We start from the raw sequence: 22,444 nt of genomic DNA on the forward strand, positions 1-22,444 counted from the left end.
ACTTTGTAAGAAACAGCACTATAAAAAGCTAGTGAATAACACCTTTAAACTCCCATTTTACAAGCTCTTCTGGGTCATTATCTATAAGATATTTAACAACACTACGATGCAAAACAACCGTAGACAACTCTTCTTTTAAACGAAACAACAACGTATCAACAACTTTTTCAGTATCAATAGCCAACTCACAACGAATACCATGTTTAGGTTTGTTTTTCTTAAATAAAGATGTAGGAAAAGCACCACATGCTATTACATCTAAAAAGTTTACTGCAAAGTAATCTTCCCACACAGTTTCGTCCTTTTTACTCTTTATTAACACAGGAAAAGTTTGCAATGAATCGACTCCAGCTTCTTTTAATAAATCAACAAATCTTTTAGACATCACAGGTATTTCACCTTCATTAAAATCAAGTAAAGCATCTCCTGATTTTGCATTAGTTGTAAACACTATAGGCGTATCTATAGATGCTGTAATTTTATTTCCTGATAAAAAATCTAACTGATTAGGCACTTCTAAAAGAATCTTATTTTGTAACGAATCATCTTCTTTTAATAAAAAGTACATGTTTTTATCTTCATTAGGCATTTTTTTAAGCTTATTAAAATATACTGTTAAAGCCTGTGCTTTAGAAATATATAATCGTCTAGTTACCTTTTCTTTTTCTCCAACACCACCAGTTGTATATGTAAACTCATGATCATCATTTTCAAACGAGAACGTTCCAGTATTATAAAAAGCTTTTACGCTTAGTTTCTTAAATGTATTCGTCTCACTATCTTCTATACATTCCTCTAATTCTATATTTTCTTTATGGTTTTGATTTAAAATAAATAAAAACAGTTCATTCATATGGTAATTAGCAAAATCACTTTCCTTAAGAAAATCATCTTTAGTATACTCTCTTTCTAATGCATTTATTACATAAGGTAACATCTCGTGAGTATCATTTACCAACGCATACATACAAGCGATGTTAAAACTCATAACTCCTCTTACCTTTCTAGATTCTTCAACCTTACTAAAATAAGGACTTAAAACTTCAACACCTTCTTTTAACTGATTACTTGCACAATAAGCAACAACTAGGTTTGCAATTATGTTATCTGCTAAAATTCTTTCAGGGCTAAATTGTTTCTTATGCGCTAAAAACACATCAATAGTTTCTTGAATTTTCCCAAGCCTAATTGAGCTCATAAAAAGAATATTTAAAGAGCTATTATTAACTTCTAATTGTAATGCATTTTTTGCGTAAATAGCAGCTTGCTCATAATTTGATCTTGAAAAATAATGCGCTTCAGCTAAACGTAAAACAACAGTAAAATCTTCTGGGTATGCTAAAATAATATCCCATTCTAACTCTAAAATTCTATCCCATTGTTTCTGAGAAGCACATCTTAAGAACTCAATTTTTAGAAGTTCCTCTTCAGGGGCAGTTGCTCCTACCTTAACCAACAAATCAATCAATTCACTATTGTTTGCCTTGTGCGCCAACATTAAAGGATTATTTCCATTATCACGCATAGCGTTTACATCAGCAGAAGCGTTAATTAATAATTTAGCAATTTCAACTGCTTTATTTTCTATCGCATAATGTAAAGCTGTTGTTCCTTTTTCCCATCCTTCACTAGTTACACTTATATTAGGATTTGCTTTATAAGCTAATAGTAAATTTATACCTTCTATATACACCTCTTCATCGCCTCTAGCATAAGAACATATACGCATTAAAATAGTTTTACCATCTTCATCAATATGATTTACATCAACCCCTTTCTTAAGTAAAGCTTCTAAAAGAATTTTATCTTCGGAAACAAAAAATAATAGATTCTTATTTGATTTTTTACTTATATAAGTAACATCTACTATATCTGACTCAATACATTCTTTTAATACCTCAACATTTTCAGTTGGATTATTAAATAAGTCTTCAATATTAAACTCCACTCCTTTTTCTTTGCATAATTTAATAATAGATAAATTCTTGCTTTCTAATGATATTTCGATAATCTTTTTAACAAGCCCTTTATCAGGAATTATCCCTTTCTCTAAGAATTCCTGTATTTTTAATAGATTAACCTCTTCTATTGCTTCTAAAAAAAACGCTCTACTCTCTTTTCTTTCATTTATTTTCTCAAGCCCCTTTTTTACGTTAACTGAAGCCGCTTCTAAAATATTTTCAAATAATTCATCAAAATATCCTTCGTAAACATACTCCTCTTCCTCATATTCTTTTTTATAAATTTCTAAAACGTCTAATATCTTTTGCTGAATTTCAACATTTTCTGTATTGTGTAGTGCAGGTGCAAAAAGTTCGTCCATACAGTCTCCTCCATCGGTGTTCAGAAAATCACCAGAAGCTTCTCGTAATAATTCAAGTAATGCTTCCGATTCAAATTTAGGGAAGTGAGAATCTATTAATTCATCTTGATTAGTTGAACTCCAAAATCGATGACCTGCATCATAATACTCACAAGCTTTATAAAATTGTTTTACAACAGCAAGTTGAGCTTTTAAATCTTTCCTTTTTATAATTTCTTCTAAAACAAAACTAGTTGCTTCAAAATTAAAATAAATATTTTGTAATGTCATTTTAAAGATAGAAACCAACGAAGAAGATGATAGTTTATCTATGTATTTTTTAAGGTATTCATCCAGTATTGAAACAGTAACTAAACTTTCATCTTTCATCTTAACTCCTAAGAATGTAACAAAAGGATGTTTATCGCTATTATAATAAATAGTCACTAGCTTTTTTAAAATGAGTATTCCTTTTTCAAACTGCGCTACATCCTCAGTCTTTAATTGCTCCATTGCAATTGAAAAAACAGAAAGTTCATTTGATGCTTCTACTTCTTTATAATCCTCTTCTAACTTCGTTAGAATAATAGCATCTACTTTTTGCTTTGCAATTTCTTTATTCTCAAAATCATTTATTTCTATGATCGGATATTGCCCTAATACACCACTAACAAGAATGTTATATTTTTTTTTAAGAGTTATTAAAAAATAGTGCGTTATTCCTTCTTTTTCTAAAGTGAAATATTTTTTAAAATTTTTCATTAAAATTATTTTTAAATATTGATAAGCTATAATTGCTTATTTCTATTCGTAAAAATACATTTATACATAAATATAGAGCCCCCTGTATATAGGGATTTTACCCTCACTATAAAGCGTATTTATACAACAAACAACTAAACTAAAACGTTCTCATTTTCAAACAAATACCTCATAACATTATTTAATAATTGCTTTCTTTTCACATTCTCCATTCATTTATTAAACAATATAAAAACACCTGTTAGCAAGGCATTTAGCACCATAACGCAACTAAATCGCAATAGTTTATCGCTATTTAGTTGCGTTAAGTGAAATAATTCTCTACTTTTGACTAAAACTAAATAAGAATAATTATTTTTTTTAATGAAAAGTGATCGTCTAAAAAATAGCATTACCTGTTTGCTTCTTGTTATTTTCATTTCTATGAAAATGGCAGGACTACACATGCTGTCTCACTCCGACGACAAAAATCATCCATTAGATTGTACGACTTGTGATCATGTCATTTCACACAACCTAACTCCCACACTTCCATTTAACATTATAGATTACACATTTAAAGAAATTAAATATAGTATTCAGATAGAGAAATTAGAAAACTATAATTTTCTTATCTCAAGCACTATTGCTTCTAATCAACTATTTTCTCGCCCCCCTCCTTTTTAACCGTAAGAGTTTTTCACTTACACCCCAACTTCATTATAAAATTTAGGCATATTTAAAATAACATATGCTATGCTTTTAAGCATGCTTAAGTTTTATAAATGAAATGAAAACAGTTTTTCTCTAAAAGAATAAAAGTGAAAACTGCTTAAAAACACAGGCTACACTATTGTTTTTTTAACCTACATACTTATTACACTAAAAATAAGCTAGTTACTAAAAAAATTTAAACAACACCTAATATAGGAAGGCCTACGCTTATCTATTTTTCACATATACAAAATAACGTTGCAACGAAAGGGGGAAACCGAAAACCCTATAATTATAGAGTAGGTATAATTTTTAAACATTATAGTCATGAAAACTAAAGAATCAATCATTTCTAAAATTTTAGCTAATAAAGCAAAACAAGCTAGCGGAAGTATGCACTGTAGTAATTGCGGTCACTGTCACCATACTTTATAGCATTAAAACTTAGGGGAAACCGAAAACCTTATTACATAGAGTAGGTATATAACTTGAAAATATTATAATTATGAAAAACAAGAAATCAATTATCTCAAGAATTCTAGCTAATAAAGCAAAACAAGCAAGTGGAAGCATGCACTGTAGTAACTGTGGACACTGTCACCATACTTTATAGTTCTGAATTAAAGCGGTAGAATTAATTCTACCGCTTTTTAAAAATTTATGAAATTCCTAAACCCTCAACAATAAGAATGAATAAACTAAATGAAAACCAACTAACTAAGTTATTATCGTTTACAGATGTGAATGTTATATCAAGGTTTATGGATACATACGATGTTCCAGAAAATGAAGTTGAAGATATCTTATCAGAAACACTTAAATTTTTATACATAAGTCAAATTCCAGGAATATTTATACCCGATGATTTGCTAATTATAGATGAGATGTGGCACAACCTTATCTTATTTACCCCTTTATATCATAAATTCAGTACAGAATATATGAACACTCCCTACTTTCATCATCTTCCTGCTACAAAAGCTGAAAAAGACCAGAAAAAAGAAGAACTAAAAGTTTCGCACGATACATCACGAGAAAATTATTTAAAAAAACTAGAGTTCCTCCTATCAACTACCTATGATTATTTCGGAGAAGAAACAGTAGAAAAATGGTTTGAATTGTACCCGAAAAAATACAGTAAAGAAAATATTAAAAAATTGAAAAAGTAAGTAATGAGTATTTTCCCAAAAAGAACCATACCAGGTAGTACTGTCACTATACACTGGAACTTCAATACCTCTCACTTAAAAGACACCCATTTATCTCCATTCGTTAAAATTGGAGTTAAAGACCCAGATGGTAACATAACCATGCTTTTTGAAAAGCATGTTATTGCCTTCCCTACCCCAAATAAAGATGAAAAAGAGCTAGAACCTATTAAAAAGCCTAAATATTTAAACAAAAACATTCCCCTATTAGTAATAGCTGATTACCTTCAAGGCCCTTGCAAACGAGAAAAACTCGTAGAAATACTAACAAATATACAATCTGGTCGTCATTACTATTTTACCTATAACGTTCCAGAAAATGCTTCTTTAGGTAAATATTCACTTATTTCTGAAATTCATAATAATGGGAATATAAAATATTCAAAAACAGCTCTTGATGATCATTTTTGGGTAGAAAAAGTTTCCCTTATTTCTCTAACAGAAAAAGGAACCGAAAAAACAGCTATAATTCATAACAATTCAAAAGAACCGACTCCTGTAAAAATTGTAAAAACAGCTATTGATTTAAAGGGGCTTATGAAAACTGAAGTGGAAGCTTTTGAAATGACTCCAGAAGAAACTAAACACATTTCAATACCCAAAGGAAAAACCTTTTTACTTTATAACGAAGAACGTGAAACACTTAATTTAACAGAGGAAACAAGTAATTTTTTAATCAGAAATCAAGAAATCCTATCTATAAGTAAAAAAAATGGATCGGATTGTTTACTAAAAAAAGATGATGATGAAGCTTTTTGGCTTTCACCTGAAGCTAAAGACTTATGGGATAAATCTGATGGACTACTAAATAAAGATAGTCTATCTGAAAAAGAAAATGATGTATTGAAAGAAATGCAAGAACAAGGACTCATTAAACAAATAAAATTATAGCAACAGAACCTCTATAATTTACAGAAGTTCTAAATATTAAAAATTTAATGAAAGTTCTAAAACTACTACTCTGTCTATTAATAAGTAATTACGCGTATTCTCAAAATAAGAGTATTACAGGAATAGTTACAGATGACAAAGAAATCCCTCTTACCGGAGCTCATATACAAATACTAAAATTAAACAAAGGAACCATCACCAATAAAAATGGTGCTTTCTATTTTAATAAATTATCAGAAACAAATTACACACTAGAAATTTCTTTTATAGGTTTTGAAACTAGCTATATAACAGTGAACACCTCTAAAGAAACTAAGGTTAAGATTGGATTAATACCTGAGAAAAACCAACTTAACGAAATAGCCATTACAAGTAAATCAAAAATTCAACAAAAAAGAGAAAGTGCCGCAAATGTATCAATAGTAAAAATGAAAAAATTTCGCGAGAGAAATACAAATACTAGTGATATTGTTAAGCAAATTCCTGGAGTAAATATTAGGCAAACAGGTGGTTTTGGTAGTAATGCAAAAATTTATGTGAATGGAATGACTGGTAAATCTATACCCTTTTTTATAGATGGAATTCCACTATCTTATTTCGGATCAGGTTTAGGCTTAAATGCATTACCAGCAAGTTTAATAGACCAAATAGAAGTTTATAAAGGCGTTGTTCCTGTTAACTTAGGAGCTGATGCTCTTGGTGGTGGTGTAAATATTCTTACTCGAAAATCATATTCCGATTACCTCGATGCCTCATACTCAGCTGGCTCATTTAATAGTCATAAAGTAAATCTAAATGGTCAATTCGTAAACACCAACAAAAATTGGATATTTGGAGTGCATTCATTTTACAATCATTCTGACAATGATTATAAAGTAGATGTTGAAATCCCTGATGAATTTGGAAATCCAAAACCTGTAACTGTCAAACGTTTTCATGATAATTTTTCTAATTATTTACTAAACTTTTACACTGGTGTTTATGATAAAAATTATGCTGACCGCCTCATTTTTAACATCCGTTATTCGGGACTAAAAGATGATATTCAACATAATGCAATTATGGCGCAACCTTACGGAGAAGTTACTTATGACGAAACTACTATAGGTACATCTTTAGAATATGAAAAAAAGGAAATTCTAAATAATACTGATATCAAATGGTATACTGCTTATAACAATACTAAAAGTAATTTTATAGATACTTCTTTAAATATTTATACTTGGGATGGTAAAGTTTTTGGTCAACGAACAGATGGAGGTGAAATTTCTACTTCGCGAAATAATTTAAAATTCACTTCACAAAACCTCCTAAACAGAATTAATATAAAATACAGTCCATGGCTAAAAGGTAATTTTACCTTAAATATATTTTCAGCCTGGTCTAAAAGAATAGGAAAAGACCCAATTGCTGCCGAGTTTTATGGAGAAGACTTTTTTGCAAACCCTACCCGTCTTTTAAAAAATGCTACTGGTTTGGCATATGAGCATAATTTTTCAAGAAATTTTACAACCTACACAGGTGTAAAGCATTTTTGGATGAATGCTAATGGCTATGCAATTCAGAATCTAAAATATATTCCAAACGAACAAAAAGCTACAAATTTCGGATTTCTGCAATCTCTTAGATACCGATTCTCTAAGAAATTTTTGGTAAAATCTTCTTACGAATATGCTACTAGGCTTCCTGATGAAATAGAGCTTTTTGGTAATTTCACATTAGTAAAACCGAACCCTTTTTTAAAACCAGAGCAAAGCCATAATTTAAATGTAGGTTTTCAGTTAAACTCAAAAAAAATTAATTGGGACACCAATCTTTTTTTCCGAAATACAAATAATGTTATTTGGCTACGTACTTCTAAGTTTTATGCGCAATATCAAAATTTACTAAAATCACGTACTCTTGGTATAGATACAGAAATACGCTATCGCCCATTCAAAACTCTTGATATAAAAGCAAACGCGACTTACCAAGATTTAAGAAATCGTTCTTCTAAAAGTATTACAGGAGCAGTAAACAATCGTTATTTCAACGCAAGGCTTCCTAATATTCCATATTTATTTGGAAATGGGGAGATTCGATATCATAGAAAGAAATTTCTAAGTACAAAAAATAATATTTCATTTTGGTGGTCTGCCAACTACGTTAATGAATTTTACCTTTATTGGGCAGTAGACGGAAATAAAGATTTTAAAAATATAATTCCTTCTCAATTTACTCAAAACTTAGGGGTAACTATTTCACATCCTTCTAATCATTGGGCGATTACCTCAGAAATCACCAATATTTTCGACAAAAAAGTATTCGACAATTTTAGTGCACAACGTCCAGGAAGGGCATTTAGCATAACACTCAGAACCTTTATTAAATAAATTAACCCTTAAACTCGAAAAAACGAGAGATTAAACACAGTAGAAAAAATGAAAAAACAATTTTTTAAGAAAATCACAGCACTATTATTTTACATCGCATTAACTATAACATTAATAGGATGTAGTGATGATACTCCTACTAAAAAAGATGACCCAAATCCTATTACTTTAAACTTTGGTATTACTACCGTAAGTGGTGCATGGCCTAATCAAACCTCATATATACAAGGTGTTGAAGATTTAAATTTTTCGACCATAGGAAATGAGAAGGCTTTAGAATTAAATGGAAATTCAGGTACTGTTTCTTACAACAAAGCATTATACGCTTCACCTTTTGGGGCTCCTGCAACTTTAGTTAAATATTCATTTAACGACAATGGAGATACTACTGAAGAAGAACGAATTGTGGTTCCTGGTGCTAATACTTTTTCTACAGTTTATTTTGAAAGTGAAAGTGTTGCTTACGCATCTGTTGCTGGTGGTATTTCAAAACTTATTATTTTTAACCCTACCACAATGCGTATTACAGGAGAAGTTCCTTTAACTTCAATTACCAAAAGATTTCCTGAAGCTACTCGTACTTATTATTTAGATATGATGGCACGAGACAGTAAATTATTTATGGGCTTGCATTACGAAAACAATTTCGCTCCTTTAAACGACTCTGCTTATGTTGCTGTAATTGATTTAAACCAAAAAGTGGTAGAAAAAATTATAGCCGACAATAGAACAGGGATGGTTTTTGGTGGACAGGCAGCTAATACTGGAATGATTAAAACTAGTAATGGCGATATTTACGTACAAGGTTTAGGAACTAAACTAAGTGGAGGTAACAGTCCTAGTGGTCTCTTAAAAATAAGTAACGGACAAACTTCTTTTGACCCAAACTATTTTATGGATATGCAAAATGCTACAGGAAATGTTTGCTACGGAATTTATCAAACACCTAATGGTAGAAGCTTTACCGCAAAGGTTGAAGACGAAACTGATTTTTATGAATTTAAAACTGGTGAGCCACAGTTTAAATATTTTGAGTTAGACCTAGAAAATAAATCAAGTTTAGGTGCTGTACCGGGGCTTCCAACAACTTATGGTTCTCGTAGAATGATAATTCTTCCTTACAAGGATAATAAATTACTATTTACAACAGCTACCAATGATGAAAATGCTGTATTCAGTTTTGATACTACCTCGAATACTTCTAGTAAATTATTTACTTCTACTGGAGGTTATATCTCAGGTATAGAAGATTTAAAAAAATAACCATTTAACCACATGCTAGAAGCTAAAAATCTCACAAAAAAATACGGTGATTTCACCGCACTAGATTCATTAAATTTAAAAATAGAAGCAGGCGAAATTTTTTGCCTGCTTGGGGCAAATGGCGCAGGAAAATCAACAACTATAAACTTATTTTTAAATTTTATAGACCCTTCTTCTGGAAATGCTTTTGTTAATGGTTTTGATGTTGAAAAGCACCCACAAAAAACAAAACAATGGCTATCTTATATCCCAGAAAATCTTCAATTGTATCAAGATATGACAGGGCTTGAAAATCTTCACTTTTTTTGTGGTCTTCAAGGTGGAAATCAAAAGAAAGATGAATTAGCTTTTTTACTTTCACAATCAGGACTGCAAGAAGATTTCATCTTAAAAAGAGTAAGTAGCTACTCTAAAGGAATGCGACAAAAGGTAGGTATTGCCTTAGCAAGAGCAAAAGGAGCTAAAATTTTACTTTTAGATGAACCTACATCTGGATTAGATCCTAAGGCAAGTAATGAATTTTCACAACTTTTACTAGAGATGAAAGAACAAAAAGTCGCCATTTTAATGGCAACTCACGATCTTTTTCGCGCCAAAGATACAGGTACTCACATAGGAATCATGAAAGAAGGTCTCTTAGTTGATTTAATGAAATCTGATCAAGTCTCTTTTCAAGATTTAGAGAAAAAGTACTTAAAGCATATGCACACTTAATATGAAGTGGTAATAAAAAACATTAAGACCAAACCAGGCTGTGTATTTAACAGATATCTATAAAAATTTAAATAGATGAAAAATCAAATCTTTTTAATTGCTAAAAAGGAGCTTACGAGTGTAATTAGGCAAAATTCCTTAAAAATTTTATTTACCATAATTATAGTTCTTTTGGGTTTTGCTGTATATGGAGGCCACATTGCTTATAAACATCAAACTGCAATGGTAGAAACCGCCCAAAAAGAAAGAAGAACTGAATGGCTAGATCAAGGACACAAACATCCCCACATTGCTGCACACTACGGTACCTTTGTTTTTAAACAAAAAACACCTCTTAGCCTTTTTGATTTTGGTTTAGACACCTATACTGGAACTTCTGTTTATTTAGAAGCGCACTATCCTCATGAGTTTATGTTTAGGCCTGCACAAGGTTACGGGAATATGATTCGTTTTGGTGAATTAAGCGCAGCCTTGGTACTTCAATTATTATTACCACTTCTTATTATATTTATAACATTTCAAACTTTTACTAAAGAAAGAAAAACAGGAACCTTTAAACTCTTAATTAGTCAAGGTACTTCAATAAGGTCTATTTATATAGGTAAAATCTTAGCTTACTTTGTAATTATTTTAGTAATAATGGTTCCTTTTTTCATAGGCTTATATACCGTAGATTTAAATGAAACAAATAGTTCAGCAATGAATGATATAGGGTTTCGCACCCTACTTCTTTTTCTTCTTTACATTGGTTATTTATGGATTTTTACAAATTTTTCGGTATGGATTTCTCTTAAAGCTTCTAGCTCTAGAAGTGCCCTTTTAACTCTCTTAATATTTTGGGTCGTAACAGGAATTATTATCCCAAAAACCTCAGCAAATTTGGGAGAAACGCTACACCCTTTACCTTCTATGAAAATATACAAAGAAGGTATACAACATGATATTGCAAATGGAATGGCAATAAATGAATCTAAAGAAGAAAGGTTAGTCAGACTAAAAGAAAATTATTTACAAGAATATAATGTTGACTCCATTCATAAACTCCCCTTAAATTTTAGTGGAATAGAAATGCAAGAGGGCGAAGAATATGCTAATAAAGTATACGATTTTCATGAAAAAAAACTTCATAAAAAGTTTGACCTTCAAAATAAAACAGAAAGTTTAATGAGTTTTATAGCTCCTTATATAGCAATTAGAAACCTTTCGATGGCCATCTCTGCAACTGACTGGCATAGTTTTAATGATTTTCAAAGAAAAACAAAAAATTACCGCCGACATTTAATACGAACAATGAATTATGATATGGCAAAAAACTCACGTTATGGTGAGTTTTATGAATACAAAGCTGGAAGAAACTTGTGGGAAACAATCTCAGATTTCAAATACCAAGCACTTATTGTAACTAAAACATTAAAGTATTACAAGATAGAACTAGCTTCATTAGCTCTTTGGTTTTTAGCAATACTCTTTCTAACACCTTCTACTTTTAAAAGCAAAATGATATGAAGTTAATTTTACTATTATGGCAACGTGAAGGTATTTCTATTATTAGAAACATCTTTCAAATGATTCTATTAACCTCGATTGTTCTTTTAGGTATCTACGCCATATATTATGGAAACTCTATAATAACAAAGCAGCAAGAAACAATCGAAAATGTTCAAAGTATTGAAAAAAATGAATTTGAAAACTATAAAAAAAGTTTTACTAACGAACACACATCTGTTAAAGAAAAACAACTGTTTAATATAGCTTCCGACCCTGCTTATGCATGGTATAGACATGAATATCATGCGGTTTTAAATCCTCATAGTTTAGCGCACATGTCGTTAGGACAAAGAGATATAGAGCCTTATTACCGTAAACTAACAGCTGCGAGTCTGTATTATCAATTATTTGAAAATGAATTAGCCAACCCTCTTAAACTATACATTGGAAATTTCGACCTTTCTTTTGTCCTTATCTACTTATTCCCCTTACTTATAATCGTTTTTACTTACGGATTGTATGCTGAAGAAAAAGAAAACGGAATGCTTCCGCTGTTACTGCTACAAACCGTAGGATTAAGAAAAATATTATTAATTAGAATTTCTTTTTACTACGTATTAATTGCAGGCATAGCATTTCTCTTATCTTCTATTGGTTTTTTAATAGCTACGAATGTAAAAATCTTAACCATTGCTCTATGGATAACCGCTATTTTATGCTACTTCAGTTTTTGGTTTACCTTAATGTTCTTTTTAGTTAGTCTTAAAAAAAACTCTTCTCTAACAGCTATTTCTGCTGCTGGGTTATGGCTTTTATTTCTAATTGTTTTACCTGCTGTAATAAATGTATATGCCAATATCGCGTACCCAATAGATAATATGTCACTTGCAGATATAACCCGAAGAAAAAGTCTTGAAAACGAAGAAGACATAAACGAAGCCAAGTCTGTAATTCGTGAATACCTAAACTACCGTGATGATTTAAAGGAAGCCAAAGCTTTAATTGATGTAAATACAATGTCTAAAGCTTATGCAGCTTTTACCGCTCTAAACGACAACCATCACAAAAAGAAAGTTGTTGATTATTTTAACCAAATTCAGTTACGTCAAAAATGGATTTCATTATTTCAATGGGCAAATCCCGCAGTAAATACTCAAAACATTTTAAATAAAATTACAGAAACGGATGCTGCAATTTTTCAAGACTTTCATCTGTCAATTACGAATTTCCATAAAGAAATTACTCACTTTTATTTTGACAGACTCTTTTTAAATAAACAAATAACAAATAACGATTATAAAAATCTCCCTGAATTTAATCTGAACACAAACAACTCATCTAAAATTAAAAACATTAGAAGTAGTTTAATAGAAATTATAAGTATCTCTTTTTTCCTTTTTGGTTTATCATTCATTTTTTTCAATAAAACTATTTTCACTAAGGCTTTTAAAAAATAGACTCCTAAAATATTTTTCAATGAAATTTACAATGCTAAAACCTAAAAAAAAGCCAGACTTTCTAAATGACAACCTTTGGAAACTTATGCTAAAACTTTCTACTCCTAGTATTTTAGGAATGATGGTTATATCTATTAACGGACTCGTTGATATATTTTATACTAGTTATTTTATAGGAGTTAAGGCCTTTACAGGAATTTCAATGTTATTTCCCTTAATGTTAGTTGTTACAAGTGTTACCGTTTTTGTAGCTGCTGGTTCTGCATCGGTTCTTAGTAGAGCTATAGGTGCAAATAATACTGAAATTCAACAAAAAATCATTCCAAATATGATAGCCTTATCCCTAATCGGGGCTGCTATAATAATCATACCTGGTATTATTTTTTCTCATGAAATAGTTTCTTTATTAGGTATATCAGCAGAATTATTTACCTATGCTTTAGATTATTATAGTATATATATTCTTGGTGCTTTTTTTAGTATTTATGGGCTTTCTGCCAATGGCTTAATACGTGCAGAAGGTAAAATAGGGCAAGCAATGCGCTTCACCTTAATTTCTGTAATTTTAAACCTTTTGTTAACCCCTTTATTTATCGGTGTTTTTAACATGGGAGTTGCTGGTGCTGCTTGGAGTAGTATTCTTACAATGGTTCTATATAGCTTATTAACATCTTTATATTTTATACGAAGAAAAGCAACTTTTAGCACCACTAAGTTTCGTATAAAATTAGAACCTAAAATTATTAAAAGTGTTTTAAGTATTGGTTTTTCAGCGTTTTCAATGCAACTATCTAATATATTTAGGCAATTTATATTGTTTAGGCTAGTTGCTTTATATGGAAACTTAGAGGCAATGGCATTTTTTAACGCTACTTTTAGATTGTTCTCTTTTTTAGCTATTCCTGTTTTGGGTCTTTTTCAATCAATGCAACCTGTTATCGGAATAAATTACGGAGCTAAAAAAATACATAGATGCCTTAAAGGTGTATCTATTTATAGGTTGGCTGGTACTATACTTGCCTTAATATTAGTAACACCTATATTTTTATTTCCTGAAATATTAATTAATATTATGCTACCAAACAAAGAGCTTAATCAAACAGAAATATTTAATTTACAAATGATATTGTGTATTTTGTTCTTTATTCCAATATCATCTAGTAGTATCGTACTTTTTCAAAGTATTGGTAAAGCTAAACTAGCTACTTTATTACCTGTAGGTCGCCAACTATTTCTTTTCGTACCCATTATATTCATTTTTACAAAATATCATGATATTCAAGGAGTATATTACGGTCTTGTATTAGAAAGTATACTCTATAGCTTTGTTTTATGGATTATATCTCGACGAACTCTTCAAAAACTATAACTAACTTCATAAAAACAGAAAGTTTATTCATTAAGGTAACTACCTTTTTTGAGCTACAACATGAAAAACATGCCAAAATTTTTCTTTACCAGATAAGGTTTTTCCTTTTTTGGTAGTTTCCTTAAAATATAACAATTCAAAATCTTCAAATAAATTCTTTACTCCTTTTTCATCATGAAAAATCATTTCATTATTAGAACTCCATGAATCTTCTTTTCCAAAAAAATGTCCAGAAAAGAAACCTTTAGCATTAATACTTTTAAGAATAATAGTCCACAAATTTTCAAATTTATTTGGATGGCAGAAAGGCAAAGAAAAGGTTGCATTAACCAAATTAACAGAAGGCAACTCTTTTAAACTTTCAAAAGAGGTGTTTTTAAAGTTAACCTTTGATGTGTGTTCAGTATTTATATACTTTTGTATATGTTGCAAAGAATCTGACTCTTTATCTATAGCCAACACCTCTAGACCTTCACTTAGCATGGCAAAAGTATCTACACCATTACCACAGCCTAAATCAATAGCTTTAAATTCACTTAAATCACCTTTACCTTTCATTAAAACTAATGCTTGGCTCAATGTATAAGCAGGAGGGTGATTTTCTTTACCTACTTTATCGTAATGTACTTTCCACATCTTTTTTATTCTTATTCTAAACAAAAATAACGAAGTAATCACTTTTATAGCAATATTTTATCGATTCTTTAACACCTTTTTTTGTACGATTTTAAAATTGCAAGCCAACCTATATTCAACTTCACTTACTCCTTTTTATTGGCTATTATTTTATCTACAAACCACATAAAATATCATTTAAAATTAACCAATAAAAAACCTAAACAATAAAAACATTGTTTAGGTTTAAATAATTTAATATTCTTAAAATAGTCGTTTAGGTACTTTTATTTAGTATTCAAAAGTTCCGAATTCACTATTTATAGTTAATTTCTTAGTTTCAGAAGCTTCCACTCTACCTACAATTTGAGCATTTACATTGTATGATTTAGAGATCGCTATAATATCTTCAGCTACTTCTGGAGATACATAAAGCTCCATTCTATGCCCACAGTTAAATACTTGATACATCTCTTTCCAATCTGTTTTAGATTGTTCTTGTATCAACTTAAATAAAGGAGGTATTGGAAACATATTATCTTTTACAATATGTAGTGCATCTACAAAATGTAAAATTTTAGTTTGTGCTCCACCAGAACAATGAATCATTCCGTGAACAGTATCTGAATTAAATTTTGATAAAATTTCTTTAATAATAGGTGCGTACGTTCTTGTTGGAGATAGTACTAATTTACCAGCATCAATTGGAGAATTCTCAACAGCGTCCGTTAATTTTGCTTTTCCTGAATATACTAAATCCGCAGGAACTGCTGCATCATAACTTTCAGGATATTTAGCCGCTAAATAATTATCAAAAACATCGTGTCTTGCAGAAGTTAATCCGTTAGACCCCATTCCGCCATTATATTCAGTTTCATAACTTGCTTGTCCAAAAGATTCTAAACCAACAATTACATCGCCTGCTTTTATATTTGCATTATCAACAACGTCAGTACGTTTCATACGAGCAGTAACTGTAGAATCTACAATAATTGTACGTACTAAATCACCAACATCGGCAGTTTCACCACCTGTAGAGTGAATCGTTACTCCAAAACCTTTAAGATCTTCAATTAACTCTTCAGTTCCATTAATAATTGCAGATAAAACTTCTCCAGGAATTTTACTTTTATTACGTCCAATAGTAGACGATAACATAATATTATCTGTAGCTCCAACACATAACAAATCATCAATATTCATTATTAAAGCATCTTGTGCAATACCTTTCCAAACAGAAATATCACCTGTTTCTTTCCAATACATGTATGCTAATGATGATTTTGTTCCTGCACCATCTGCATGCATAATCAAACAATAATCTTCATCGTTTGTTAAGTAATCTGGAACAATTTTACAGAAAGCTTTCGGAAATAATCCTTTATCGATATTCTTAATTGCATTATGCACATCTTCTTTAGATGCTGAAACTCCGCGTTGTGCATAGCGTTTAGATACTTCGTTACTCATTGTTATGTTGTTGTTTTGTTGCCGCGAAATTACTCTAAAAACAGCAAATATTCAAAGTTATTAAAACTTAAAAGACATAATAATTTAATTAAAACACTACTTCATTTAAAAATCTAAATTATTCACCTTGATATAATCATCAATTGTTGTTGACCATTCTTTGTTTGCATAATGAAAAACAAGACCACTTTCTTTTTTTCCTAACCAAGCAAATGTTTTTTCTTCTATTATTTTTTTATTGGAATAATCATCACGATAACTATATTTTATTTTTACCAAAGCTTCAGAAAACATAGCATCAATTTCATTAAAACTAAATTTCTCTTGACTGTAAACTAGTAGGCGTCTTTTTTTACTTGCGGGAACCTCTAAATTTTCATGTCCAGAATTTTCAAGAATAATATGCTTGTTTACCATTCTATTTTCTACAAACAAAATTATACTTGAAATTTTAAGGTTTTTAGCCTCTCTTTTTCCTTGATTTCGGAAGTCATATAATAACCTATAATGCTTAATATTATTATATACTGAATAACTTAAAGAAACATCTACATTAGGTTTTTCTGAATCAAATCTTTTCTTTTCAATCTTTAATTGCTCTTTTACTTTTTCTTCAAATAACTTTGTCTGCTTCAGAGTGTTTTTTAATGCTATATTTTGAACTTCCATATCTTTTTCAACATTACTTAGAATTTCATTCTGCTTATTAATATTCTTACTAAGAGTTAATGTCTTCTCTAAACTTTCATTTAAATTAGCAATTAAAGAATCTGCTTTTAACTTAATTTTTTCAGTGTTCTCTAGTGTATCATCAATTTTCACTATTTTACCAGCTTCTTCCTCACTTTTAACCACCTCTGACCTTATTGAAAAAAATAAACCTGACAAAATTAAAACACTTCCAATAAATAAGATAAAATACTTATCAGATTTATTATTCGTTAAATCTAGTATATAGCCTAAAATAACCAGTATTGCAGTAATGACGAGTGTTATTATAACGTATTTCATTATTTAATTTTATTTTTAATAATACGAAAATTTTAATTATGAAATAAAAAATCTACCTAGTAAATAACAACTCTCTGTATTTCGTTAAAGGCCATAAATTATCGTCAACCATTAACTCTAACTTATCACAGTGATAACGAATTTCTTCAAAAAATGGCTTTACCTTATCACAATAAGCATCTGCATTTTTTTGCCCATCAAACTTATTTGCTTTTTTACGCTCTTCAGTCATTTTTTCAATTTTAGAATTGATTCCTGCTATATGACTAGATATTTTCTGAATTAAATCAATCTGTTCTTTTGCATATTGCTCAAAACCTTTTCCGAAGATTTCTTTTAACCCTTTTACATTTTCTATTAATGTATTTTGATATTGAATAGCCGTAGGAATCACATGATTTCTTGCAACATCTCCTAAAACTCTACTTTCTATTTGAATTCGTTTAGAATATTCTTCTAGTTCAATTTCATGACGTGCGGCTACCTCTACTTTATTCATCACATTCATTTCTTCAAAAAGTGAAATTGCTTTTTTCGAAATTTTTGCTTTTAAAGCCTCAGGGGTTGTTTTATTATTACTTAACCCTCTTTTTACAGCTTCTTTTTCCCATGCATCACCATAACCATCTCCTTCAAATCTAATTTTCTTTGATGCTTTAATATATTCTCTTAACACATTAAAAACTGCTTCGTCTTTTTTAAGGTTTTTAGCATCAACCAATTCATCTACCTCAACTTTAAATTCTTTTAATTGCTTCGCTATAATGGTGTTTAAAACTGTCATTGGCCCTGCACAGTTAGACCAAGAACCTACTGCTCTTAATTCGAATTTATTACCAGTAAAAGCAAAAGGCGAAGTTCTATTTCTATCGGTATTGTCTAATAAAATCTCAGGTATTTTACCTACAATATTCAGCTTTAAATCTGTTTTTTCTTTAGGTGATAATTTACCTTTTGTTACATTTTCTAACTCATCTAACACTGCTGATAATTGCGAACCAATAAACACTGATATTATTGCTGGGGGCGCTTCATTGGCTCCCAAACGATGATCATTACTTGCACTTGCTATTGAAGCTCTAATTAATTCTTCGTAATCATGAACCGCTTTAATTGTATTTACAAAAAAGGCTAAAAACTGTAAATTTTTCATTGGTGTTTTTCCAGGACTTAATAGATTAACTCCTGTATTTGTTGCTAAAGACCAATTATTATGTTTTCCCGATCCATTAATTCCTGCAAATGGTTTTTCGTGGAATAATACTTTAAATTGATGACGTTGCGATACTTTCTCCATCACATCCATTAACAACGAATTATGGTCTACCGCTAAATTTGCTTCCTCAAAAATTGGAGCTAATTCAAACTGATTGGGAGCTACCTCATTATGTCGTGTTTTTACAGGAACACCTAACAACATACATTCTTGCTCTAAATCTCTCATAAAACTCATTACTCTATCTGGAATAGAACCGAAATAATGATCATCTAATTGCTGTCCTTTTGCTGGTGAATGTCCTAATAATGTTCTTCCTGTCATCATTAAATCAGGACGTGCAGACATTAAAGCAGTATCTATTAAAAAATATTCTTGCTCCCAACCTAACGTTGCATTTACTTTTGAAACATTTTTATCAAAAAATTTACAAACTGCTGTTGCAGCCGTGTCTACTGCTTGTAAAGCTCTTAATAATGGTGCTTTATTATCTAATGCTTCTCCTGTGTATGCAACAAAAACTGTTGGAATACACAAAGTTGTGCCATATACAAATGCTGGCGATGTAGGATCCCATGCTGTATAACCACGAGCTTCAAATGTATTTCTAATACCTCCATTCGGAAAACTAGATGCGTCTGGTTCTTGCTGCACTAATTGCCCACCATCAAAACGTTCCATTGCTCCACCTCCTTCAATAGTTTCAAAAAACGCATCATGCTTTTCAGCAGTTGCACCTGTTAATGGCTGAAACCAATGTGTATAATGCGTTGCTCCTTTAGATAAAGCCCAATCTTTCATACTTACCGCAATCTGATCAGCAATTTTTCTATCTATCTTACTACCAAACTCAACAGCATCCTTTACACTTTGGTACGCATCTTTTGTCATATACTGACGCATCGTTTCCGTATTAAAAACATTTTCTCCAAACAATTCAGAGCGTCTTCCCTTCTCCTCTATAAAAACGGGTTTTCTATGTAAAGTTTCTTTTAAAGCACTAAATCTTAAAGTAGACATTATATATAGTATAAGTTTCGATATCAAAAATACATATTTTAATCTATTTCACATCATACCCCTAAAAAAATAGGGGTAAAATTAAATTATCACTAAATTTTAAAGTTTAACCCCTTTAAATTTTAATATTAAAGATAAAATTCACATTTTTGCATAGAATTTAATTCTAAAAAATAAATTCTCATTATCATGGCAAAAATTAAGTTAGAGTACATTTGGTTAGATGGTTACAAACCAACACAAAACCTAAGAAGTAAAACAAAAGTTGAAGAACACGAAAATTTTCAAGGAACTATTGAAGAGTTAAAGAATTGGTCTTTTGACGGTTCTTCTACAAAACAAGCTTCAGGAGGTTCTTCTGACTGTGTTCTAAAACCTGTAGCAATTTACCCAGATCCTGCACGTGTTAACGGATATTTAGTAATGACAGAGGTTTTAAATTCTGACGGAACTCCACACGAATCTAACGCTCGTGCTACAATTAATGATGATGATAATGATTTCTGGTTTGGTTTTGAACAAGAATACTTTATTATGGACAGCGCTACTCAACTTCCTTTAGGATTTCCAGTTGGTGGATACCCTGGACCACAAGGAATGTATTACTGCTCTGTAGGTGGAAGAAATACACATGGTAGAGATTTTGTTGAGCAACATGCTGATTTATGTATTGATGCTGGATTAAATTTTGAAGGAATTAACCAAGAAGTTGCTTCAGGACAATGGGAATTTCAATTATTTGCTAAAGGAGCAAAAATTGCTGGTGATGAAATTTGGATCGCTAGATATTTACTAGATCGTTTAACTGAACAATATGGTTACTACATAGAATATCACCCAAAACCTGTAAAAGGAGACTGGAATGGTTCTGGAATGCACGCTAACTTCTCTAACACAACCTTAAGAACTTGTGGTTCTAAAGAAATTTACATGCAAGTTTGTGAAGCTTTTAGACCAGTAACTAAAGAACATATTGATATTTACGGCGCTTACAATGACCAACGTTTAACAGGCTTACACGAAACTGCTTCTATAACAGATTTCAGTTACGGTATTTCTGATAGAGGTGCTTCTATTCGTATTCCTATTTTAACTGTAGAGAGCGGATGGAAAGGATACCTAGAAGATAGAAGACCTGCCTCTAACGGAGACCCTTATAAAATTGCTTCAAGAATTATACAAACTGTAAAACCAGTTTGCGATAAACTATAATATTTTCCATTACAACACAACACACACTAACAACAAAAAAAGCCTTTAAATTAATTTAAAGGCTTTTTTGTTTTTTCTATTTGTTTTTTATGCTAGCTTTAAATAAACAAACACAACATAAGCTATTAATAATATAATTCCATCTTTCCAATTTAATCTTAGTTTTCTAGGAAAGAACACAAGTGGCAATACAGCAAATGATATTGCTAACATCCAATAAATATCGTTATTCACTAAACTCAACGCATTTTCCTTTAATTCTATTGGAGTTATCATTGCTGTAATTCCTAAAACAGCTAAAATATTAAACACGTTAGAGCCAATTAAATTCCCTAAAGATATCGCTTTTTCTTTTTTCATTACCGCTATTATAGAAGCGGCTAATTCTGGCACACTTGTTCCTACCGAAACCACTGTAACCCCAATAATAGCATCACTTACACCTAAACTCTCTGCTAAAGCCACGGCGCCTTTTATCAATAATTCTGAACCTCCCCACAAAGCGACTCCTCCTATTGCTAAAAACAACACTACTTTGTACAAAGCTAACTCCTCATCATCTTCAGGCATTTCATCAACAACAGCTGTTTTTTGAAACTTTAATAAATAGACTAAAAACACAACCAACATAGTAAATAAAATAATTCCTTCATATTGTTGAATTGTATTATCAAAAGCTATAAAAAAATACAATAAACCAGAAGCAATCATCATCACTGGCCAATCTGTTTTATAAAAACTTTTTTCTACATCAATTGTTGATAAAAGTACAGTAATACCCAACACCAATCCTATATTAGCAATATTAGAACCAACTACATTACCTACCGCTAACCCTGTTGCTCCGTTTAATGCTGATTTAATACTCACTATTAATTCAGGTGCTGAGGTAGCAAAAGAAACCACTGTCATACCAATTACAACTTTAGGTATATTTAACCTTAAAGATAAACCTACCGCTGCTTTTAATAACCAGTTACCTCCAAGAACCAACAACAACAAACCTACTACTATATATACAATATTCATTTAGTATCTTTTTTTTGCGAAGATAAGATTTTGATACGAAAATAAACACTCAATAAAAACTCTAAAACGCAGCTATTTTAACTTACACTAGTTTTCCTTTACCCTGCTAACAAAAAATCAAACAACAAGAAAACACTACATTCTTAAACCCTTTTCCCTTTAGTTTAAAAAAGAGAAACAAAAAACGCCTTTATACAGTTACAATATAAAACAAAAAGAACATTAAACAATTACAAAAACAAACCTAAAAGAAGTAGATAATGTTTCATAATAAAACAAAAACAACATATTAACCTATTAATTTAAATACAAATAAATTAATTCGATTTCAAATTTTTGGAAGTATGATTCC

Annotated in this window: 16 protein-coding genes; 10 read left to right on the top strand and 6 right to left on the bottom strand. The window is 30.6% G+C overall.

Translation table 11 applies throughout. The features are described 5' to 3' along the window. Positions 1-28 precede the first annotated feature (28 nt). A complete protein-coding gene (locus H518_RS0102215) occupies positions 29-3,064 on the bottom strand; it encodes an ankyrin repeat domain-containing protein (RefSeq protein WP_028887565.1) in 3,036 nt (1,011 codons plus the stop codon). Between the two features lie 429 nt (positions 3,065-3,493). On the opposite strand from H518_RS0102215, the gene H518_RS20965 reads away from it, so the two are divergent. The 9 genes from H518_RS20965 to H518_RS0102255 all read left to right on the top strand — a co-directional run bounded on the left by H518_RS20965 (position 3,494) and on the right by H518_RS0102255 (position 14,519). Next, positions 3,494-3,730: a hypothetical protein gene (locus H518_RS20965; RefSeq protein ID WP_155995109.1), complete on the top strand. Its 237-nt coding sequence runs from the start codon at positions 3,494-3,496 to the stop codon at positions 3,728-3,730. 716 nt (positions 3,731-4,446) lie between these two features. After that, positions 4,447-4,926: a glycine-rich domain-containing protein gene (locus H518_RS0102220; protein WP_043706357.1), complete on the top strand. Its 480-nt coding sequence runs from the start codon at positions 4,447-4,449 to the stop codon at positions 4,924-4,926. A 3-nt stretch (positions 4,927-4,929) separates the two neighbouring features. After that, positions 4,930-5,856, top strand: coding sequence for a hypothetical protein (locus tag H518_RS0102225; protein ID WP_028887567.1), 927 nt, complete (start codon positions 4,930-4,932; stop codon positions 5,854-5,856). A 47-nt stretch (positions 5,857-5,903) separates the two neighbouring features. Next, positions 5,904-8,228: a TonB-dependent receptor gene (locus tag H518_RS0102230; RefSeq protein WP_028887568.1), complete on the top strand. Its 2,325-nt coding sequence runs from the start codon at positions 5,904-5,906 to the stop codon at positions 8,226-8,228. Positions 8,229-8,276: 48 nt separating this feature from the next. Next, a complete protein-coding gene (locus H518_RS0102235; RefSeq protein ID WP_028887569.1) occupies positions 8,277-9,491 on the top strand; it encodes a DUF4374 domain-containing protein in 1,215 nt (404 codons plus the stop codon). Positions 9,492-9,503: 12 nt separating this feature from the next. Then, positions 9,504-10,205 (top strand): ABC transporter ATP-binding protein, encoded by a 702-nt coding sequence (locus H518_RS0102240; RefSeq protein ID WP_028887570.1) that lies wholly within the window; start codon positions 9,504-9,506, stop codon positions 10,203-10,205. 75 nt (positions 10,206-10,280) lie between these two features. Further along, entirely contained in the window at positions 10,281-11,711 is a 1,431-nt protein-coding gene (locus tag H518_RS0102245) for a DUF3526 domain-containing protein (protein WP_028887571.1), read from the top strand. After that, positions 11,708-13,150, top strand: coding sequence for a DUF3526 domain-containing protein (locus H518_RS19060; protein ID WP_051263635.1), 1,443 nt, complete (start codon positions 11,708-11,710; stop codon positions 13,148-13,150). The genes H518_RS0102245 and H518_RS19060 overlap by 4 nt, the downstream gene beginning before the upstream one ends. A 19-nt stretch (positions 13,151-13,169) precedes the next feature. Then, positions 13,170-14,519 carry an MATE family efflux transporter gene (locus tag H518_RS0102255; protein ID WP_028887572.1) on the top strand — a complete coding sequence of 450 codons (1,350 nt, stop codon included), beginning with the start codon at positions 13,170-13,172 and terminating at the stop codon, positions 14,517-14,519. A gap of 39 nt (positions 14,520-14,558) precedes the next feature. On the opposite strand, the gene H518_RS0102260 is transcribed toward H518_RS0102255, so the two are convergent. From H518_RS0102260 to H518_RS0102275, 4 genes are all read right to left on the bottom strand, one after another. After that, positions 14,559-15,155 carry a methyltransferase domain-containing protein gene (locus H518_RS0102260; RefSeq protein WP_043706359.1) on the bottom strand — a complete coding sequence of 199 codons (597 nt, stop codon included), beginning with the start codon at positions 15,153-15,155 and terminating at the stop codon, positions 14,559-14,561. 270 nt (positions 15,156-15,425) lie between these two features. Beyond that, positions 15,426-16,604, bottom strand: a complete 1,179-nt coding sequence (locus tag H518_RS0102265; protein ID WP_028887574.1) for an AIR synthase related protein — start codon at positions 16,602-16,604, stop codon at positions 15,426-15,428. A gap of 105 nt (positions 16,605-16,709) precedes the next feature. Beyond that, entirely contained in the window at positions 16,710-17,615 is a 906-nt protein-coding gene (locus tag H518_RS0102270) for a hypothetical protein (RefSeq protein WP_028887575.1), read from the bottom strand. A gap of 52 nt (positions 17,616-17,667) precedes the next feature. Continuing rightward, on the bottom strand, positions 17,668-19,851 hold the full coding sequence (locus tag H518_RS0102275; protein ID WP_028887576.1) for a glutamine synthetase III family protein: 2,184 nt from the start codon (positions 19,849-19,851) through the stop codon (positions 17,668-17,670). Positions 19,852-20,040: 189 nt separating this feature from the next. Between H518_RS0102275 and H518_RS0102280 the strand changes: the two genes are divergently transcribed. Continuing rightward, entirely contained in the window at positions 20,041-21,063 is a 1,023-nt protein-coding gene (locus tag H518_RS0102280) for a glutamine synthetase beta-grasp domain-containing protein (RefSeq protein ID WP_028887577.1), read from the top strand. Between the two features lie 87 nt (positions 21,064-21,150). Here H518_RS0102280 and H518_RS0102285 read toward each other — a convergent pair whose 3' ends face one another. Next, positions 21,151-22,092 (bottom strand): calcium/sodium antiporter, encoded by a 942-nt coding sequence (locus H518_RS0102285; protein WP_028887578.1) that lies wholly within the window; start codon positions 22,090-22,092, stop codon positions 21,151-21,153. Between the last annotated feature and the right edge of the window lie 352 nt (positions 22,093-22,444).

Source organism: Tenacibaculum ovolyticum DSM 18103 (genome assembly GCF_000430545.1).
Classification (GTDB): Bacteria; Bacteroidota; Bacteroidia; order Flavobacteriales; family Flavobacteriaceae; genus Polaribacter; species Polaribacter ovolyticus.